At 45.1% G+C, this 16750-nt stretch carries 15 protein-coding genes; 6 read left to right on the forward strand and 9 right to left on the reverse strand.

From position 1 onward, the window contains the following. Positions 1 to 130: 130 nt before the first annotated feature. The 6 genes from ACED60_RS10265 to ACED60_RS10290 all read right to left on the reverse strand — a co-directional run bounded on the left by ACED60_RS10265 (position 131) and on the right by ACED60_RS10290 (position 6386). Positions 131 to 850: a glycerophosphodiester phosphodiesterase family protein gene (locus tag ACED60_RS10265; protein ID WP_371727442.1), complete on the reverse strand. Its 720-nt coding sequence runs from the start codon at positions 848 to 850 to the stop codon at positions 131 to 133. Positions 851 to 906: 56 nt separating this feature from the next. After that, positions 907 to 2217: a sn-glycerol-3-phosphate import ATP-binding protein UgpC gene (locus ACED60_RS10270; RefSeq protein WP_371727443.1), complete on the reverse strand. Its 1311-nt coding sequence runs from the start codon at positions 2215 to 2217 to the stop codon at positions 907 to 909. Next, a complete protein-coding gene (ugpE, locus tag ACED60_RS10275; protein WP_012601047.1) occupies positions 2207 to 3049 on the reverse strand; it encodes a sn-glycerol-3-phosphate ABC transporter permease UgpE in 843 nt (280 codons plus the stop codon). The genes ACED60_RS10270 and ugpE overlap by 11 nt, the downstream gene beginning before the upstream one ends. 38 nt (positions 3050 to 3087) lie before the next feature. Continuing rightward, positions 3088 to 3969, reverse strand: coding sequence for an ABC transporter permease subunit (locus tag ACED60_RS10280; RefSeq protein WP_371727444.1), 882 nt, complete (start codon positions 3967 to 3969; stop codon positions 3088 to 3090). A 246-nt stretch (positions 3970 to 4215) separates the two neighbouring features. Next, complete coding sequence (locus ACED60_RS10285) at positions 4216 to 5508, reverse strand: extracellular solute-binding protein (RefSeq protein WP_371727445.1); 1293 nt, start codon at positions 5506 to 5508, stop codon at positions 4216 to 4218. Between the two features lie 275 nt (positions 5509 to 5783). After that, positions 5784 to 6386, reverse strand: a complete 603-nt coding sequence (locus ACED60_RS10290; protein ID WP_371727446.1) for a 2OG-Fe(II) oxygenase — start codon at positions 6384 to 6386, stop codon at positions 5784 to 5786. Positions 6387 to 6789: 403 nt separating this feature from the next. On the opposite strand from ACED60_RS10290, the gene ACED60_RS10295 reads away from it, so the two are divergent. Then, on the forward strand, positions 6790 to 7578 hold the full coding sequence (locus ACED60_RS10295) for an MBL fold metallo-hydrolase (RefSeq protein WP_371727447.1): 789 nt from the start codon (positions 6790 to 6792) through the stop codon (positions 7576 to 7578). 75 nt (positions 7579 to 7653) lie between these two features. On the opposite strand, the gene ACED60_RS10300 is transcribed toward ACED60_RS10295, so the two are convergent. Further along, the gene (locus tag ACED60_RS10300) at positions 7654 to 8082 is read right to left on the reverse strand and encodes a RimK/LysX family protein (RefSeq protein ID WP_004733090.1); all 429 of its coding nucleotides are present in this window, start codon (positions 8080 to 8082) and stop codon (positions 7654 to 7656) included. A 32-nt stretch (positions 8083 to 8114) separates the two neighbouring features. Beyond that, positions 8115 to 9020, reverse strand: coding sequence for a 30S ribosomal protein S6--L-glutamate ligase (gene rimK, locus ACED60_RS10305; protein ID WP_012601042.1), 906 nt, complete (start codon positions 9018 to 9020; stop codon positions 8115 to 8117). Between the two features lie 603 nt (positions 9021 to 9623). Here rimK and ACED60_RS10310 point away from each other — a divergent pair. The 4 genes from ACED60_RS10310 to ACED60_RS10325 all read left to right on the forward strand — a co-directional run bounded on the left by ACED60_RS10310 (position 9624) and on the right by ACED60_RS10325 (position 15030). Beyond that, positions 9624 to 11408: an SgrR family transcriptional regulator gene (locus ACED60_RS10310; RefSeq protein ID WP_122047209.1), complete on the forward strand. Its 1785-nt coding sequence runs from the start codon at positions 9624 to 9626 to the stop codon at positions 11406 to 11408. 187 nt (positions 11409 to 11595) lie between these two features. Further along, the gene (locus ACED60_RS10315; protein WP_371727448.1) at positions 11596 to 12648 is read left to right on the forward strand and encodes an MBL fold metallo-hydrolase; all 1053 of its coding nucleotides are present in this window, start codon (positions 11596 to 11598) and stop codon (positions 12646 to 12648) included. Between the two features lie 67 nt (positions 12649 to 12715). Then, a complete protein-coding gene (locus tag ACED60_RS10320; RefSeq protein ID WP_371727449.1) occupies positions 12716 to 13480 on the forward strand; it encodes a fumarylacetoacetate hydrolase family protein in 765 nt (254 codons plus the stop codon). 191 nt (positions 13481 to 13671) lie between these two features. After that, positions 13672 to 15030: a Na+/H+ antiporter NhaC family protein gene (locus tag ACED60_RS10325; protein WP_371727450.1), complete on the forward strand. Its 1359-nt coding sequence runs from the start codon at positions 13672 to 13674 to the stop codon at positions 15028 to 15030. Positions 15031 to 15135: 105 nt separating this feature from the next. Here ACED60_RS10325 and ACED60_RS10330 read toward each other — a convergent pair whose 3' ends face one another. Next, entirely contained in the window at positions 15136 to 15696 is a 561-nt protein-coding gene (locus ACED60_RS10330; RefSeq protein WP_371727451.1) for a cysteine hydrolase family protein, read from the reverse strand. Positions 15697 to 15785: 89 nt separating this feature from the next. Between ACED60_RS10330 and ACED60_RS10335 the strand changes: the two genes are divergently transcribed. Next, positions 15786 to 16718, forward strand: coding sequence for a GlxA family transcriptional regulator (locus ACED60_RS10335; protein WP_371727452.1), 933 nt, complete (start codon positions 15786 to 15788; stop codon positions 16716 to 16718). Positions 16719 to 16750: the final 32 nt, after the last annotated feature.

The following is a 16750-nucleotide window of genomic DNA, read 5'->3' on the forward strand; positions in this document are numbered from 1 at the left end:
TAGAGCGAGCGATGAAACCAAGTGAGTAGCGGAATGTACTCCTACTCACTTGTGTTTGCTATCTAATTTTCAGGTTTTTCAGGGTTAATTTTAAAGTCTCTCGGGGGGTACTTTTTCGGTATTTACGAGGTCAATTTATAGGGTTGAATTGATTCGGAAAATCAGTAAATACGGCATCTACTTTTGAGAGAAATTTGAAGCGAGACGGATCATTGACGGTGTAGCACCATGTTTGAATGTTTGCTTCACCAAGTGTATCAAGATCGCTCTGCTTCAGATGCTCGTAGTTCATGTGACAACTGAACGCTTTAACCTCATCAATCAGCATAAGATCATCTTGAGTCAGTTGCTCTGTGATCACACCGACACGGTATCTAGGTAAATGACGAGCCATTTCAGCAACCACCTTATGGCTGAAGCTCGAAAGTAAGACCTTATCAGTGTCTAGATTTGAGCGAATCAACTCGTCGTGCAGCAAATCAACGACATAAGGGGCTTGATGTCGGCTGTCGACTTTGATTTCGAGGTTGACGCTAAGATCATGCTGCTCAACGAGTGTGAGTAACTCTTCCAACGTCAGTATTTTTTCTCCAGCGAACTGCTCAGATTTCCAACGGCCAAAATCGAGCTGACGTAGCTCTGCAAGGGTGTGTTCATCAACTCGACCCTTGCCATCGCTGCAGCGCTCAAGCGTGTGATCGTGACAAACGACCAGTTGGTCATCTTGAGTGGGCTGAATATCAACTTCAATCCATTTCAAGCCGAGTTTAGCCGCTTGTTCAATGCTTGCTTTGGTATTTTCTGGGTGAGTACCTGCTACACCCCGATGACCTACGATGATAGACGACATAATTAATCCTTCTTAAAGACGCACCGTAAAAACGCATTAAATATCAGTGTACTCGATTAAGCGAGAGCCGTCGTTAAGCTTGTCGCATCTTCGTGTGACTCCTGTGATGTGAAGTTATTTGGGTGAATGCGTTTGCCAAGATTGTCAAAAATATGCAGGTTGGATTTATCGATGCTTAGCCCGAGAGGGACGGCTTGGCACAGCGTCGTTTCGGGTGTCACTGCAATAAAGGGTTGTTCGTTCACAAGGCCATGAACCAATTGATTTGGCCCTAAAGGCTCAACCACGCTGATGCGTAATTCAAGCGGCAGCGCGTTCATGACTAAATCGGCACAAACCTCAGAGTGTTCTGGGCGAATACCAAGTGTGATGGCTGTATTTTTTACGTGGGCGTATTCGGGCAAGTACATTTGCTGGTCGCCAATCTCAAGATAGCCGTCGTCGAGTGTTGCTGGTAAGAAATTCATCGCTGGGCTGCCAATGAAGCTTGCCACAAAGGTACTGGCTGGCTGGTGGTAGACCTCTCTTGGTGTCCCGACTTGCTCTATCTGGCCTTTGTTGAGTACCACAATTCTGTCAGCCAGTGTCATGGCTTCAACTTGATCATGAGTGACGTAAACACTGGTCACGCCAAGCTCACGCTGTAGCTTTTTGATTTCTAATCTCATGTGAGCACGCAGTGAGGCATCTAGGTTAGACAAAGGTTCGTCAAACAAGAACAGCTGTGGGTCGCGAACGATCGCTCGCCCCATAGCAACACGTTGACGTTGACCACCAGAAAGTTTGGCTGGCTTGCGGTCTAGGTATTCTTCGATCTTCAGCGTTTTGGCGACTTTCTCAATTTTATCTTCAATAAGGTGCTGACTGACACCTCGGTTCTTTAAGCCATAAGCGAGGTTCTTATACACCGTCATATGAGGGTAGAGCGCGTAATTCTGGAAGACCATCGCGATATCACGCAGGGCAGGTTTCTCTGTATCAACACGGCGACCACTTAAGTGAATCTCGCCACCAGAAATGCTTTCCAAACCCGCAATGGAACGTAGGATAGAAGACTTGCCACAACCAGAAGGACCCACCAAAACAAGGAACTCACCCTCATCGATATCAAGCGAGACTCCTTTGACGGCTTGATGGCCGTTTTCATACGTCTTTACCAAGTTTTTGATACCCAGCATGATGGGAGCTTTACGCGTACGATTGTGAGTGGCTTGGTTGTGCGCTAGCGTCTGCTTTAAGTTTGGCATCGGGGTGTCCTCTGTGTTTTTGTGGATAGCTTGGTGGGAAGGCAGGTGAGATGTCTTGTACTCATTGAGAGATTGAATGCGGTTATTGTTCATTTGAGTTGTGTCGTTATTATTTTTCACTTTCTACTAGCCCTTTTACAAACCAACGCTGAAATACAACTACCACTAAAACGGGTGGCAACATGGCTAAAATCACCATGGCGAAAGCATAGTCATAGCGCGGTAAACTGGTTTCATTGATGTTGTTGAGTACTTGTTTTATGCCCATCACGATGGTGTTGTAGCCTTCATCGGTAGTCATCATGATCGGCCATAAGTATTGGTTCCAACCCACCACAAACATGATGATGAAGATCGCGGCGATCATGGTTTTAGAAAGAGGCAGCAAGATATCGACAAAGAATCGAAATGGACCTGCGTTATCTAACTGTGCGGCTTCTAACAATTCATCGGGGATGGTTTTGAAGAACTGCCTAAAAAAGAACGTCGCGGTGGCTGAGGCGATCAAAGGCAGAATTAAACCTGTGTAGCTATTAAGAAGCCCAAGCCCAGCGACAACTTCATAGGAAGGGATAATGCGCACTTCTAATGGCAGCAAAAGCGTCACGAAGATCAACCAGAACCAAGCTGTAGCATAAGGCAATCTGAAGTAGACCAAAGCATACGCGGCCATCATCGAAATGATGATCTTACCGATCGCAAAACCTAGCCCCATAATCATCGAGTTGGCGATCATTTTGCTGGCGGTGACTTCGCCACTGAAGCCCATGCTTTTGTTCCAAGCTTCACTATAAATAGCCGTAAAGTTATCGCCTGGTAGCCATTGCAGACCTTCGCTGACAATGGTGTTTGGATTGTGGGTTGAACTGGCAAAGATTAGCCAGATAGGGACTAACATAAACAGCATCCCAGCAATTAAAATTAGGTGGTCAGAGACCTTATTACTTTTCATAAATAACTCCTGTCGCGTTAAATCCTAGCGGGGATGGGCTAGTAATGGACGCGCTTTTCTACAACGCGAAACTGGATAAATGTGAGAGTGAGTACCAGTAGTAACAACACAACAGACTGGGCGGAACTGCCGCCTAAATCTGCGCCAACAAAACCATCTCGATACACCTTGTACACTAATGAAGTTGTACCGCCACCTGGGCCACCATTGGTCATGGTGTCTATCACGCCAAAGGTTTCAAAGAATGAGTAGGTGAGGTTGATGACCAGTAGAAAGAAGCCAGTCGGGGCGAGCAGTGGGAAGGTAATGGTCCAGAAACGTTTTGAGTCGCTGACACAATCCAGCATCGCCGCTTCTTTTACGGCGTAAGAGATTGATTGGAGTCCCGCTAGGAAGTAGATGAAATTCACCGAAACCTGTTTCCACACGGAAACCAAAATCAGAGCAAACGTGGCATCCACGGGATCGGTTTGGAAGCTAAAATCCCAACCCACAACAGCAAAGATTTCTGTGAACACGCCAATGTGCGGGTTAAACAAGAAAGCACCAATAACACCTGCAATCGCAGGGGCAACCGCATAAACCCAAGTGAGAGTGACCTTGTAAGCGCCTTGTCCGTGAATGATGTTGTCGGCTTTCACGGCAAGCAGCAGAGCCAAAGCAAGTGATAAGAAAGAGACCACAATCGCGAACATCAAAGTAAAGCCAATCGAGCTCGGATACTCGCTCGATTCGAATAGCATTTGGTAATTCTCAAACCATACGAATATCGATGAGGTTCCCCAAGGGTCTTCTAGCATGAAGGACAGGTAAACCGCCTTTGCCGCTGGGTAGATAAAGAAAACCGCAATGATGAGTATCTGAGGTGCCAAAAATAGGTAAGGCAGCGGAGAGTGAAAGAATTGCTGACGTCGTTCCACAGGGTAATCCCTAAAAATAGTTACAGTGGCCACTATTAGATTAGTGACCGTTACCACTAGCGCGATATCAAGGCATGCATCCAGTTGAGTTATCGTTGTTGGAGCAAGAAATGGCGCTAATGAAGAACCTCCTCACGCCTTGCCATTGCGCTCTTCGTTCGAGGCAATGACAAGTGGTGAGGAGCAATGAACTGTTTGGTTTGTTAAGCCTTCAGTTCAGTTATCTGCTCTAGATAAAAAGCAGAATTAGTTCATGGTGCGAGCGAAGCGTTTCAGTAGTTTGCTGCTCTCATCTTCGACCTTGTTTAGGCTGTTCTCGACACTAGAGCGGCCTGCGAAGATGTTATCGAACTCACGGTGCATCACTTCACGGATTTGCGGGTAATAACCTAGGCGGTAGCCTTTAGTCCACTCGCCCGATTTGAGGCTTAGTTGCTTAACGCCCACTTCTGCGTCTGGCTGCTCTGTGTAGTAGCCGGACTTTTTCGCTAGTTCATAGGCAGCAGTTGTTACAGGTACATAGCCTGTTGTTTTGTGCCAGTAAACCTGAGTTTCAGGTTTGGTCAGGTAATCAAAGAACGCTGCAACACCTTTGTCCTGTTTCTGGTCATGGCCATTGAGTGCAAACAGAGCGGCACCACCAATGAAGGTTAAGCCAGCATCAGGGTTGACCGATTTCCAGTATGGAAGGTAAGTTGTGCCTAACTCGAAAGGTACGCGGTTACGCAAGCCACCGAACGAGCCTGAAGAACCCATCCACATCGCCACTTCTTGGCGCTCGAAAGGTGTTTGGTTCGCGTCCCAGTCGCTGCCGTAATATTTGTAGTAACCTAGATCTGACCACTCTTTCATCTTGCTAACATGCATCATCATGTCTTTGGTATTGAACATGATCTTAGTGGATAAGCCGTCGTAACCATTGTTTTGGTCTGCGACCGGTAGATTGTGGCGAGACTTAAAGTTTTCAAACATGATCCACGGCGTCAGAGATTGAGAAAACGCGATGTGCCCTTCGGCCTTCAGTTTCTTAGCAACCACTTCGAGTTCTTCATAAGTCTTAGGCGCTTCGGCTCCCACTTCTGCGAGAAGGTCTTTGTTGTAGTAAAGAACCGGCGTCGAACTGTTGAAAGGCATACCAACCATCTTGCCTTGGTTGTCGGCATAGAAGTTACGAACGCCAGCTAGGTAGTCGTTTGAATTAAAGTTGTAGCCCGATTCAACCAGAATATCCTGTACCGGTTTCGCGACACCTTTCGCGTTCATGATGGTTGCAGCTCCGGCATCGAAGACTTGTAGAATGTTAGGAGCTTCGCCTGCTCGATATGCTGCGATACCCGCTGTTAAGGTCTCTGTGTATGAACCTTTATAGATTGGCGTGATCTTGTAATCATCTTGTGACGCATTAAAGTCAGTCGCAATCTTATTGACGGTTTCTCCAAGTTGGCCGCCCATTGCGTGCCACCAAGTTACTTGAGTCGTTGCAAACGCCGGCATTGCTGCCGTCGCAGAAAGAACGCCTGCCAAAATTAGCTTATTCATCTTCTTTTCCTTTTGGATGAAATCGATATAGAGGTATTGAATTTGAGTATTAACGAGACGGTAGGGGTATCGTTTGAAGCTATCTTGAACAGGGTATATTTCACTTACGTGGCTAAACCGTTTCACTGATGTGAAAGATTCATTTCGATTTTATTTAAGAGAAAAGTTATTGATGGTTTTGATGTTTGATGTATTTGGCTTTTAAGACGTTTTTCTGACCCAAAAAAAGCCTCTCGATGGAGAGGCCAAGAATAAGGTTCGATGTGGATACAGTTTTAGTGCGCGATGTCTAATTGGTTGTCTTTCACGCCGTTAATGCGAAACCAACCCGCGATACTGAATCGCTCTGTGTTTGTCGGCAGTACCTCGTGTGGGAACTGTTCAGACAAGAACACAAATAAGCGGCCTGACTTTGGTGGTATGGTCGCAATGTGGTTGTCTTTTAGATCGTAAACCACGAGCTCCCCTGCGTCTTCCTCAGACCATTCGTCATTCATGTAGAACACGGTGGTTAGGCGGCGGTTTTCATTGCCTTTGAAGGAGTCTAAGTGCTTCTGGTAGAAGTCGCCTTTTTCGTATTTAGCAAAGTGCGCTTCGTATTCGAACAGACCCAAAAAGAACGCTTGGTTTGCCGCTAAACGAATTTGTTCCATTTTGTCTAGGAACAGAGATGCTGGTTCGCCCATATCACGGCGTACCCACTGAATTTTGTCACTACGAATCGTTGCTTCTCGTGCTACATCATCGTTACGGCCGATCCTAGCCTTTTTCCAGTTCTCTGGAATGCAATCCCTCAATGCCACTACTTCTTCGTGAGTTAAGAAGTCATCCCAAACAAAGTAACCTTGGGTAGAAAGAGCATCGATAAGTTGGTTCATGTACAGCACTCAGACAATAAATTAGAGGCGCATATATAGTCCGAATAACTCAGGTCACCAAATCACATGTTTTGTCGTCACGACAAATGATGCTCAGTGCTTAAAGCGCAAGGCTTGTTGAGCAAGGTTTTCGGTGATGTGAGCATTCGATAATGCTGAAAAATATCGGATGAAATTGATGGTCATCTTTGGAATGTGCCCTCATTATTCTGAGTTAAATTGGTTTTGAGTAACATTGGTTTTGAGTAACGTTGGATTTGAGTAATTGAGTGGATACCAATGGAAATCTTGATTCGAGTTCTCTATCCGGTTTTAGATTGTTGCTTTTAACAAAACGATCACAATTGATGGTGGGTTTGCTATTGTATAGGTCTGACCAGTTGTTTTATCACAAGGAGTGGATTTGCAACTTCATACCATCAAAGGCTATATCCAAGACATGTATCTCGTAGAGTACCCTGACAGGTTGCTCTTGCTTGATGGTGCGTGTCGAGCCGACATCCCGCATTTGAAGGCTTTCATCGAAACAGGGCTTATGCGTGATTTTGCTGATCTACATACGGTTGTGGTTACGCACATGCATCCAGACCACGCAGGGGCAGCGCACAAGCTCAGAAAGCTCACAAATTGTAATTTGGTTGCAGCAAACCGAGATAAAGATTGGTACCACGGTATCGATGGCATATTGATGCATTTGACAGATCTGGCATTAGCACGGTGGATGGCGAATCGATTGGGTAGGCCTAAAGCAAATCTATGGTATTCAAGAAAGTTAAAGCCTGATTACAAGCTTTCAGATGGGGATAGCATTCCGGGGTTCGATGATTGGTTGGTTCTAGAAACGCCAGGCCATACCGACAGAGATCTTTCCGTCTATTGCCCATCACACAGTGTTGCCTATGTGGCGGACCTAATGGTCGAGGTCAAAAAGAAGCTGATTCCGCCTTTCCCAATTTTTCATCCCAATAAGTATCGAGCGTCGGTATCCCGTATTTATGACATGCAGCTCGACACCTTGCTGGTGGCGCATGGGGGACAAGTGAATTTGAGTGAACAAGCGTTTGAACATCTGCTGATGAGTGCGCCTAGAAGGCCAGTGACACATTGGCGAGTGACTAAAATCAAACTCAAAGGTTTGGTTAAATCTGTTTGGCGATTTGGGTTTAAAGATAAAAAAAATCGCCATAAATAATAAAGGCCAGTCTCAAAGACTGGCCTTTATTAGTGTGCGTTGTTGATTCACTATTTGAGCTGTGGAGCAGTTCAATTAGTGAGAAATTAGAAATTCGCCCGCTGGGTCAACAATCACTTTGTCACTCATGCCTTGACGACCAAGCAGCATCATATAAGTCATATCTTGACGGTTGCTTAGTGTGATATCGATAGGCCATTCCTGACCACCAATTTTTAGCATGGTTTCAATCACACAACGGTGTTCAACTTCGCCGTTCGATGATTTGATTCTTTTACTCGTTTTCAGCTTCGCCTTGCAGCGCACTGTCTCTTCTAGGTGGTAAACGTCTGGGTGAAGATCGAACTCAACGAAGTTTTCACCGTCTGTTTTTACACATAGTAGATTGTCTACGTGTAGAGAAGAGGTTTGAGCCCCTGTATCAACACGCGTATGTAGTCCAGTTATCCCTAACTCTGGTAAGCAAAGTGCTTCTGTATTCCCTATGATCATTTTATTGTTCATGTTTTTTCCAATCATGAGTAAACGGCGTTTAATCAGCCTTTGCCACGAGTACGGTTAGCGTTTGGTTTTGCATTTTTTTCAATGAACTCGAAAATCATGTCTGCCACATCTTTACCTGTTGATTTCTCGATACCTTCTAGGCCTGGAGAAGAGTTCACTTCCATTACTACTGGGCCATTCTTAGATTGTAGAATATCGACACCACATAGGTTTAAACCCATGATTTTAGCTGCATTGATCGCTGTAGCGCGCTCTTCTTTGGTTAGTTTAACCAGTTGAGCTGTACCGCCACGGTGCAGGTTAGAGCGGAATTCTCCCTCACCAGCTTGGCGTTTCATTGCTGCAATAACCTTGTTACCCACAACGAAACAACGAATGTCTGCGCCATTTGCTTCTTCAATGAACTCTTGAACCAAGATGTTCGCTTTTAGGCCCATGAATGCTTCGATAACGCTTTCAGCTGCTTTGTTTGTTTCTGCTAGAACAACGCCGATACCTTGAGTACCTTCAAGAAGCTTGATAACCAGTGGCGCACCACCTACGTTTTTGATCAAGTCTTGAATTTTGTCTGGGCGGCTAGCGAAACCTGTTTTTGGTAAGCCAATACCTTTACGAGACAACAATTGTAGTGAGCGCAGTTTGTCGCGAGAACGACTGATTGCTACTGACTCATTGATACAAAAAGTGCCCATCATTTCGAATTGGCGAACAACCGCAGTGCCGTAAAAGGTAATGGAAGCGCCAATACGTGGAATAACAGCATCGTATTGAGGTAGCTCTTCACCCATGTAGCGAATCTTCGGATTGTTACTCGCGATATCTATATCACAGTGCAGCGTGTCGATAACATCGACCTGGTGACCACGAGCTTCTCCTGCCGCTTTTAAGCGAGAAGTAGAGTATAGATTTTCGTTGCGAGAAAGAATTGCGATACGCATGGCGTTTCCTTAGTTAATACCTGATTGGTAACTGCAAATAAATTAGTTGTTAGCTGAGCTTTCAGTTTTTCTGAGGCTCCTTGCTTGCTTCGGGGCGAACCTTAAGGCTTTTCGTTTAACTAAGAAAACGAATTAAATTTGTCGAGTCGACAACAGAAATTTATCGTATGTGTGAGTGATTGGTACAGCAGGGTTTAGAGGGCGTTTTGAATGGAAAAGCGAGTTGAGACCTAACTCATATTGGGGGTAGGAGCATATTAGGTTGTACTCAACTCGCGTTAACTCGGTGCTTAAAAGTGTACTAATAACGCCAGTTACATAGCTCTATAAGTGTTCGTAGTGCTTCTCTTTCGAGCTTGCTACCGGTGCTTTTAAGCTTATTAAGATAGTATTTTCTCATGATGATTACTTCTCTTGTATTAGGCTTTGGTGGGAACTCAAAGTTCCTTGTTGACTCATTAATTATGGTTACTTAATAGGAAGTAATAAACAGATGGGTTTTTACTAAGTTGTTCCTGTTTTTGTCTTTTAGCGCTACTTTTGGGCTGATGTGTTTTATAATGAGCTTAATCAGGAAGGGTTGTTTCTAAAAAGGTTCATTATTTGTCTGATCTAAACATGATGCGTTATTACACAAGGCTAGATTCGTTTGAGCCTAACCTCTCACATTCGGTTACCTTAACTGAGGTGGCAGACAAGCTGTTCACCAGCTTGCGCCATGCACGAACCTTGTTAGGCAAGATGCATCAGGCTGAATGGTTGGTGTGGGAGCCAAAAGTCGGCAGGAATCAACGCTCTAATCTGACTTTACGTTTTAGCAATCAAGAATTGACTCAACATGTTGCCAGTAAACTGATAGAGCAGGGCAAATACGAAAAAGCACTCTCAATTCTAGACAACGACCGCGCTGTATTTGGCTCTCTCCTCCAAGAAACCTCTGGCGCGACGATGCGTGAAGGGCTGCTGCACGTTCAATTAACCTATAAACGTAAGTTTGAAGACCTATTCCCGCATCATATTCACCGCAGTAGCGAACGCTTTTTGATCAGGCAAGTGTTCAGTTGCCTCGTCACTTGTAATGGCAAGGGTAAGTTGAAACCTGAACTGGCGCACCATTGGGAATATGATGCTGAAAAATTAGTTTGGACCTTCTATTTGCGCCCCGGCTTAACCTTTCACGATGGCCAGCCTGTTGATGCTAAACAGTTAGTCTCGCTGTTTTCAGCCTTGCAAACCTTGCCTTTCTATCAAACAGAGTTATCCCATGTTGCTTCGGTTTACAGTGAACAGCCGTTAAGGATCAGCTTCCAATTGACTAAAGCAGACACCGGCTTCGCGGGCTTATTGGCTGGCGTTAAGTATTCGATTCAACCTGCTGCGCAAGTGACTCGTGAGCCATCGCCATTGAACTCGGTGTCTCATGCCGTGATTGGAACCGGCCCATTTAAAGTGGTTGAGACTAGTAACGAACGCATCAAGCTTGCCGCATTTGAACACTATTATGGTTGTCGCTCTCTAACGGATGAAGTGACTATTTGGCAATTCGAAGAGTCGATGACGGGCAGTGCTCGCTTTGATGACAGCCAAATGCAGGTGTCACCTTATGAAGATTCATCTTGCTTCCATCAACTCGGAAAAAGCGACGCGAAGCTGGTGTCGGCTGAAACTGATGGCCTTCGTAGCCGAGTCGAGGATGGGTGTCTGTTTATCCTATTCAATCAGAACTCAGCGGCTAGCCCACTAAATAATGAGCAGCGAAAATACCTTTCAGAACTGACCAACCCACAAGCTATTTTATCTCAGCTGGAAAAAAACAAGGGTTTGTTCAGTGTCTCTTTAGCTCAAAACATACTGCCAAGTTGGCAGAAGTTGTATCGAACGCCTTCGAAAGAAGCACAATTGCCGAAAAAGATGAGTATTGCAGTTTACGACTATTATGCGTTGTATCGATGTGCGATTTGCGTATCCGACATACTCAGACGATATGGCGTGGAAGTTGAGGTGAACACCTACAGTTTTCGAGAGTTGGCGCAGCTCTCTCAGAGTGCCGACTTAAAGGAGGATCTGGTGTTGTGTAACTTGAATCTCGATGACAATGCCCCGTCTTCGCTGTTTTCGTGGATGATGAATGATCCTGTTTTGCACTCGGCACTAGGTGAGGTGAACAGTGATTGGCTCAAACAGCGCTTAGATCATCATAAAGCCTCGGTTGAATTGCCGAATTACTTGGCTGAGTTGGAGCCCGTTGCATCGACGTTGATTTCTGATTATTGGTTAGTGCCCATGTTCCATCACCTGCAAACCGTGCGTTTCCAAGGCATTTTGAAAAACGTGGCCATCACAAACTGGGGATGGCCAGACTTCAAGAATGTATGGTCTGCAGATTAACCTTTCTCCCTAACTAAATAACTAAGTTAACTCGTTGCCAAAGTTGGTTTTTCCAAAATCGACTTTGACACGCTTACGTCTAGATAAATTAAAAGTTACACTCACTGGTTTACTTTTTTGTTTTGGTATGTAAACTAGTCGGTGTAGTTTATGTGTTGGGTCTATCCCAACCGATGAAGAGATACCAATGAAAAAATATCTATTACCGATTTTAGGAGTACTTGCCGTGGTCGCTATCGTCAGCACAGGTTCACAATCAAACGACAATCTAGATAAGCTTCCGAAGAAGTTTGTTAACAGTGAGCTGGAATACAAATCGGGTATGTCTGATATTTTTTCAATCCTGAAAGCTTATGTGACAGTGGAAAGGAATGAGTCAGTGCCGCGCTCTGCATTGCCTCTGATACCAATGACAGCCGAGCAACTGATCGAAGAACAAGACGACGTTGTTTACCGCTTAGGTCACTCAAGTGTGATGATGAAGCTGGATGGCAAGTTAGTGATGACAGATCCTGTGTTCAGTGATCGCGCATCGCCAGTTCAATGGATAGGGCCAAAGCGCTTTCACCCAACACCAATCTCACTGCAAGAATTGCCTGATATTGATGTGGTAGTGATCAGCCACGATCATTATGACCATTTGGATAAAGGCGCGGTTAAGGTGCTCGCCGACAAAGTGGGTACGTTCTTAGTGCCATTAAGAGTTGGCGCACTATTGGAAAAGTGGGGCGTGGATAAAGCAAAGATTATTGAGCTGAACTGGTGGGAATCGGCAACAGCCTCAGATATTGAGTTTACTTTGACGCCAACACAGCACTTCTCTGGTCGTGGCTTACTTGATCGTGACCAAACACTGTGGGGGAGTTGGGTTATTAAGGCTTCAGATAAGAAAGTCTTCTTTAGTGGTGACTCTGGTTACTTCAATGGCTTTAAAGAGATTGGTGAGCGCTATGGGCCGTTTGATTTTACCATGGTCGAAACGGGCGCATACAATTCACTTTGGGCGGATATTCATATGTTCCCAGAGCAGAGCGTTCAGGCTCACATCGACCTGCAAGGTAAGGTGATGATGCCAATCCACAACAGTACGTTTGATCTCTCTATGCACGATTGGCAAGACCCAATGGAACAAGCACTGGCGATAAGCAAAGAGCGAGATGTACAAATGGTAAGCCCTGTGATGGGTGAACGTTTGGTGATTTCAGAACCAGTACCTGTTCAAGCATGGTGGAAACTGTAATTGGATACCTACCCACAAGCTATAAATTTCAGTATTATAAAGCCCTATAATTTCAGGGTGATAAGACATGCAAAGTAAGTTTAGACAAGCGGCAAAGGAGTTACTAAACTACCGAGTTGCTGGTATAAAAGCAGCGCGAATGAGTGATCAATTTCGCCCGAACAACCTTGAAGATTCTTTACACATTCAAGCAGCAATGGTTGACCTTCACCGCAGTAAAGTCGGTGGTTGGAAATGCCTGTTGCCATTGAGCGAAGAGAAGTTGATCGTTGCGCCTATTTTCGAAGATAGCGTTCAGTTTGGTTCTGAATGCGAGGCTTTTTCGGATAACGGAGTAGTTCGTATTGAACCTGAAATTGCTTTTGTCTTGGCCAAGCCTTTACCAGCAAATTCCAATGGTTACACTGAAGAGCAAGTTAATGAGGCTATCGGTTCGTGTCGCATGGCTTTAGAGCTTATTCAATCCCGCTTTGCCGATGATAGTGGCGTAGAGTTCTATGAAGTGTTGGCCGATGGCTTAGCTAATCAAGGTTTGTTTCTTGGTCCTGAGCTTAGTAAAGAGAGTGCTTTTTCAGCAGCGAACTTTGAGATTGCTATTACTCAAGATGAGAAAGTGCAAGCCTTCACTGGTAAGCACCCAAACTCACTACCACAAACGCCTATCTATTGGCTGATTAACACCATGACTCAACGCGGTGTTAGCTTCGAAGCGGGTGAGGCCATTATTACCGGGTCATATTGTGGTGTTGTTGAAGTCGAATTCGATCAGCTAACGACAGTACGTTATGACGAGTTAGGCGAATATGAAGTGATATTTAAACAAAAGTTATAAAGCTTTCTGCTTACATGATCTGTTATCCAAAGGTTGCTTACTTGGTTAGTAAGTAGCCTTTTCTATTATGTGATGTTCAATGGCGTGCTTATTACTTTGCATTAAATTGGGCGTTTAGACGTCTAGACGTTGACAAGCCTTAAGTGTGACATTAGTCTGCTCATCTTCCTGTTCTATTGCGTTGATGTTCCATGTCCAATTCAAAAAATTCTAATGCTGTAATTGCACCTTCTGCAGTTGCGCTTATCCCTCTGATCGTGTTCCTAGCGCTGTTTATTGGCGTAGGTACGTACTTGTCACTGCAAGGCGTCGATTTTGCTTTCTATCAGCTTCCAGCTCCGATTGCGGCTTTGCCTGCAGTGATGCTAGCGTTGTTGCTAAGCAAAGATAAATTGAACCGTGCTATCGAACAGTTCTTAGGTGGAGTAGGTCACAAAGACATTATCGCAATGTGTGTGATCTACCTATTGGCGGGTGCTTTTGCGGCTGTGGCTAAAGCGTCAGGCGGCGTTGACGCAACCGTAAACCTTGGGCTGTCGGCGATTCCGACAAGCATGATTTTACCGGGTATCTTCCTTATTTCTGCTTTCATTGCGACCGCAATGGGTACGTCGATGGGTACCATCGCTGCGGTAGCTCCTGTTGCATTAGGCATTGCAGATTCAGCTGGCATGAGCATTCCTCTAACCGCAGGCGTGGTGCTAAGTGGCGCGATGTTTGGTGACAACCTTTCAATCATCTCTGATACCACGATTGCGGCGACTCGTTCACAAGGCTGTGAGATGAGAGATAAGTTTAAAGAGAACATCCGCATTGCACTTCCTGCTGCATTGATAGCGATTGTCATCTTTGCTTTCAATAGCACGGCAACTCAAGTGCCTGAAACAGGCTCAATTGAGTGGCTCAAAGTTCTGCCGTACATCACTATTCTGATTCTTGCGGTATCGGGCATGAATGTATTCGTCGTGCTGACCATTGGTATCTTGCTAGCGGGTGGCGTGAGTTTAGGTTCTATTGAGAACTACGGTATGACGGATTACGCTCAAGATATCTATGCAGGCTTCGGTAACATGCAGGAAATCTTCCTACTGTCGATGCTGATTGGTGGTTTGAGTGAGCTGATGCGTCGCCAAGGCGGACTAGCGTTCCTAACTAACCTTGTAAGCGGTGTGATCCGTGCGTTTGGCTCTTCACACTCTAAGCAAGCGAATGGTCGTGCGAGCGAGCTAGGTATTGCTGGCTTGGTATCTATGGTGAACCTATGTACTGCAAACAACACGGTAGCGATTATTGTGTCTGGTAGTGTGGCTCGTCAATTGGCGGAAGAAAACAATGTATCTCCACGTCGCTCTGCAAGCCTGTTGGATATCTTCTCTTGTGTGATTCAAGGTGTGTTGCCTTACGGTGCTCAGGTATTGCTATTGGGCTCTGTGTTTAACCTATCGCCTCTAGAAATCGTGTCTAACTCTTACTACTGTTTCGCACTTGCAATCGTGGCTGTAGTTGCTGTGTTTATCAAACACCCGGCGCGTCAAGTGGCTAACGCTTAATAGCAACTGACCAAACTTAGTTATCACTGATTTTGATAAGAAGGCTCCTTAATAGGAGCCTTTTTTGTGTTTGTAATGAACAGACTGAAAGTTTGGGCTTACTTGTTAAAGAAGACTTTCAAGTTCACTGGCCGTTGCGACATTGCAGTAACCAAAGCTCAGTGCAGCCATGAATGCGGCATGGACATGCACTGCTGGAACTTGAACGCTATTGAACTCCATGTCTAAGGTTGTGCAAGCATCATGCGCTACGTGGCATTCATAGCCTAAATCGGTTGCTGCACGAGTCACAGCATCGATACACATGTGGCTCATTGCGCCAACGATGATCAGCTTTTCAACGTCTTGCTCTTTTAGCACCTTGTTCAGTTCGGTGTCTCTAAAGCTATTGATTTGATGCTTTACGATAATAGGTTCGCCTTCTAGCGGAGTCATGCTGCTGTGGATTTGAGCACCGTCTGATTCTGGCAAGAAGAACGGAGCATCATTCGTCGAAAACTCATGACATACATGAACCACAGGAAGTTGCTTGTCTCTGAAAGCGGATAATAACTGTGCACCTTTTTCGGCTGCTTTCTCTGTTTCAGACAGCGCCCATTTTGCACCTTCGTATGAAGGGAAATAGTCATTTTGAAAGTCGATAAGTAGCAGGGCTGTGTTCTTCATAGTCTATACCTTTGTATTTGGTGTATTGCGGTGTAGGGATATTATGAATACTCTGTAGTTTTTATCGCACGTCAAAAATGACAGACTCTATGGCAATAGTGACAAAATCAGTAATGGTCGAAATCATCGACTACCCAGGCTCTCTGCAAAGTGCCGTGTTTGGCGTGAAAGAGTTTCTGCAGATGGCAAATTCTCTTGAACCTTCGGCTGAGAAGACTCAATTCAACGTTCAGATCCAAGCGCATGACAGTGTTAGCGTGTCGAACGCCGATATCATCATACTCCCACCGAATTTAGATGGTTGTTACTATCTAGAGCCGAGTGACACCTTGCTTGAGTACCTGATTGAGTCTCACCAAAGGGGGGCGATACTTTGTTCAGCTTGTGCAGGCGTGTTCATTTTGGCAAAAACAGGTTTGTTAGAAGGGCGAACCGTGACCACGCACTGGCAAGCGCAGCAGAAGTTTACGGAGCTTTACCCACAGATCGCAGTCGATATCGACAAAATCTTGATTGATGATGCGGATGTGATGACCGCTGGTGGTTTGATGTCGTGGATGGATCTCGCTTTGTTTATCTTGACCAAATACACAACGCCGACCAACACTCGTAATCTAGGTAAATATTTGGTGCTTGATACGGGGTTGAGAGAGCAACGTTACTATCAGAGCTTTGTGCCGAACTATGCTCACGGCAATGACAAAATTGTGTCGGTTCAGCGTTTTATTCAAAAGAACCATCACCTTTCGCTGTCTCTTGATCAATTGGCTGAAGAAGCGTTTATGACTCGAAGAACCTTTATTCGTCAATTTACCAAGGCGACCAGTTTTACGCCGATTAACTATATCCAACACGTACGTATTCAAAGTGCATGCGAGTTATTGGAAAGCTCCCATAAACCGGTTGAGCAGATCAGCTACCTAGTTGGTTATGAGGACGTGAACAGCTTTCGTAAGGTATTCATGAAAATCATTGGCTTAACACCATCAAGATTTCGTTCTAGATTTCTCTCTGAGGAATGATTTTTAATAGGCATCATTCCTCAGGTTCATTG

The sequence above is a fragment of the Vibrio sp. 1F279 genome, from assembly GCF_041439815.1.
Lineage (GTDB): Bacteria > Pseudomonadota > Gammaproteobacteria > Enterobacterales > Vibrionaceae > Vibrio > Vibrio tasmaniensis_A.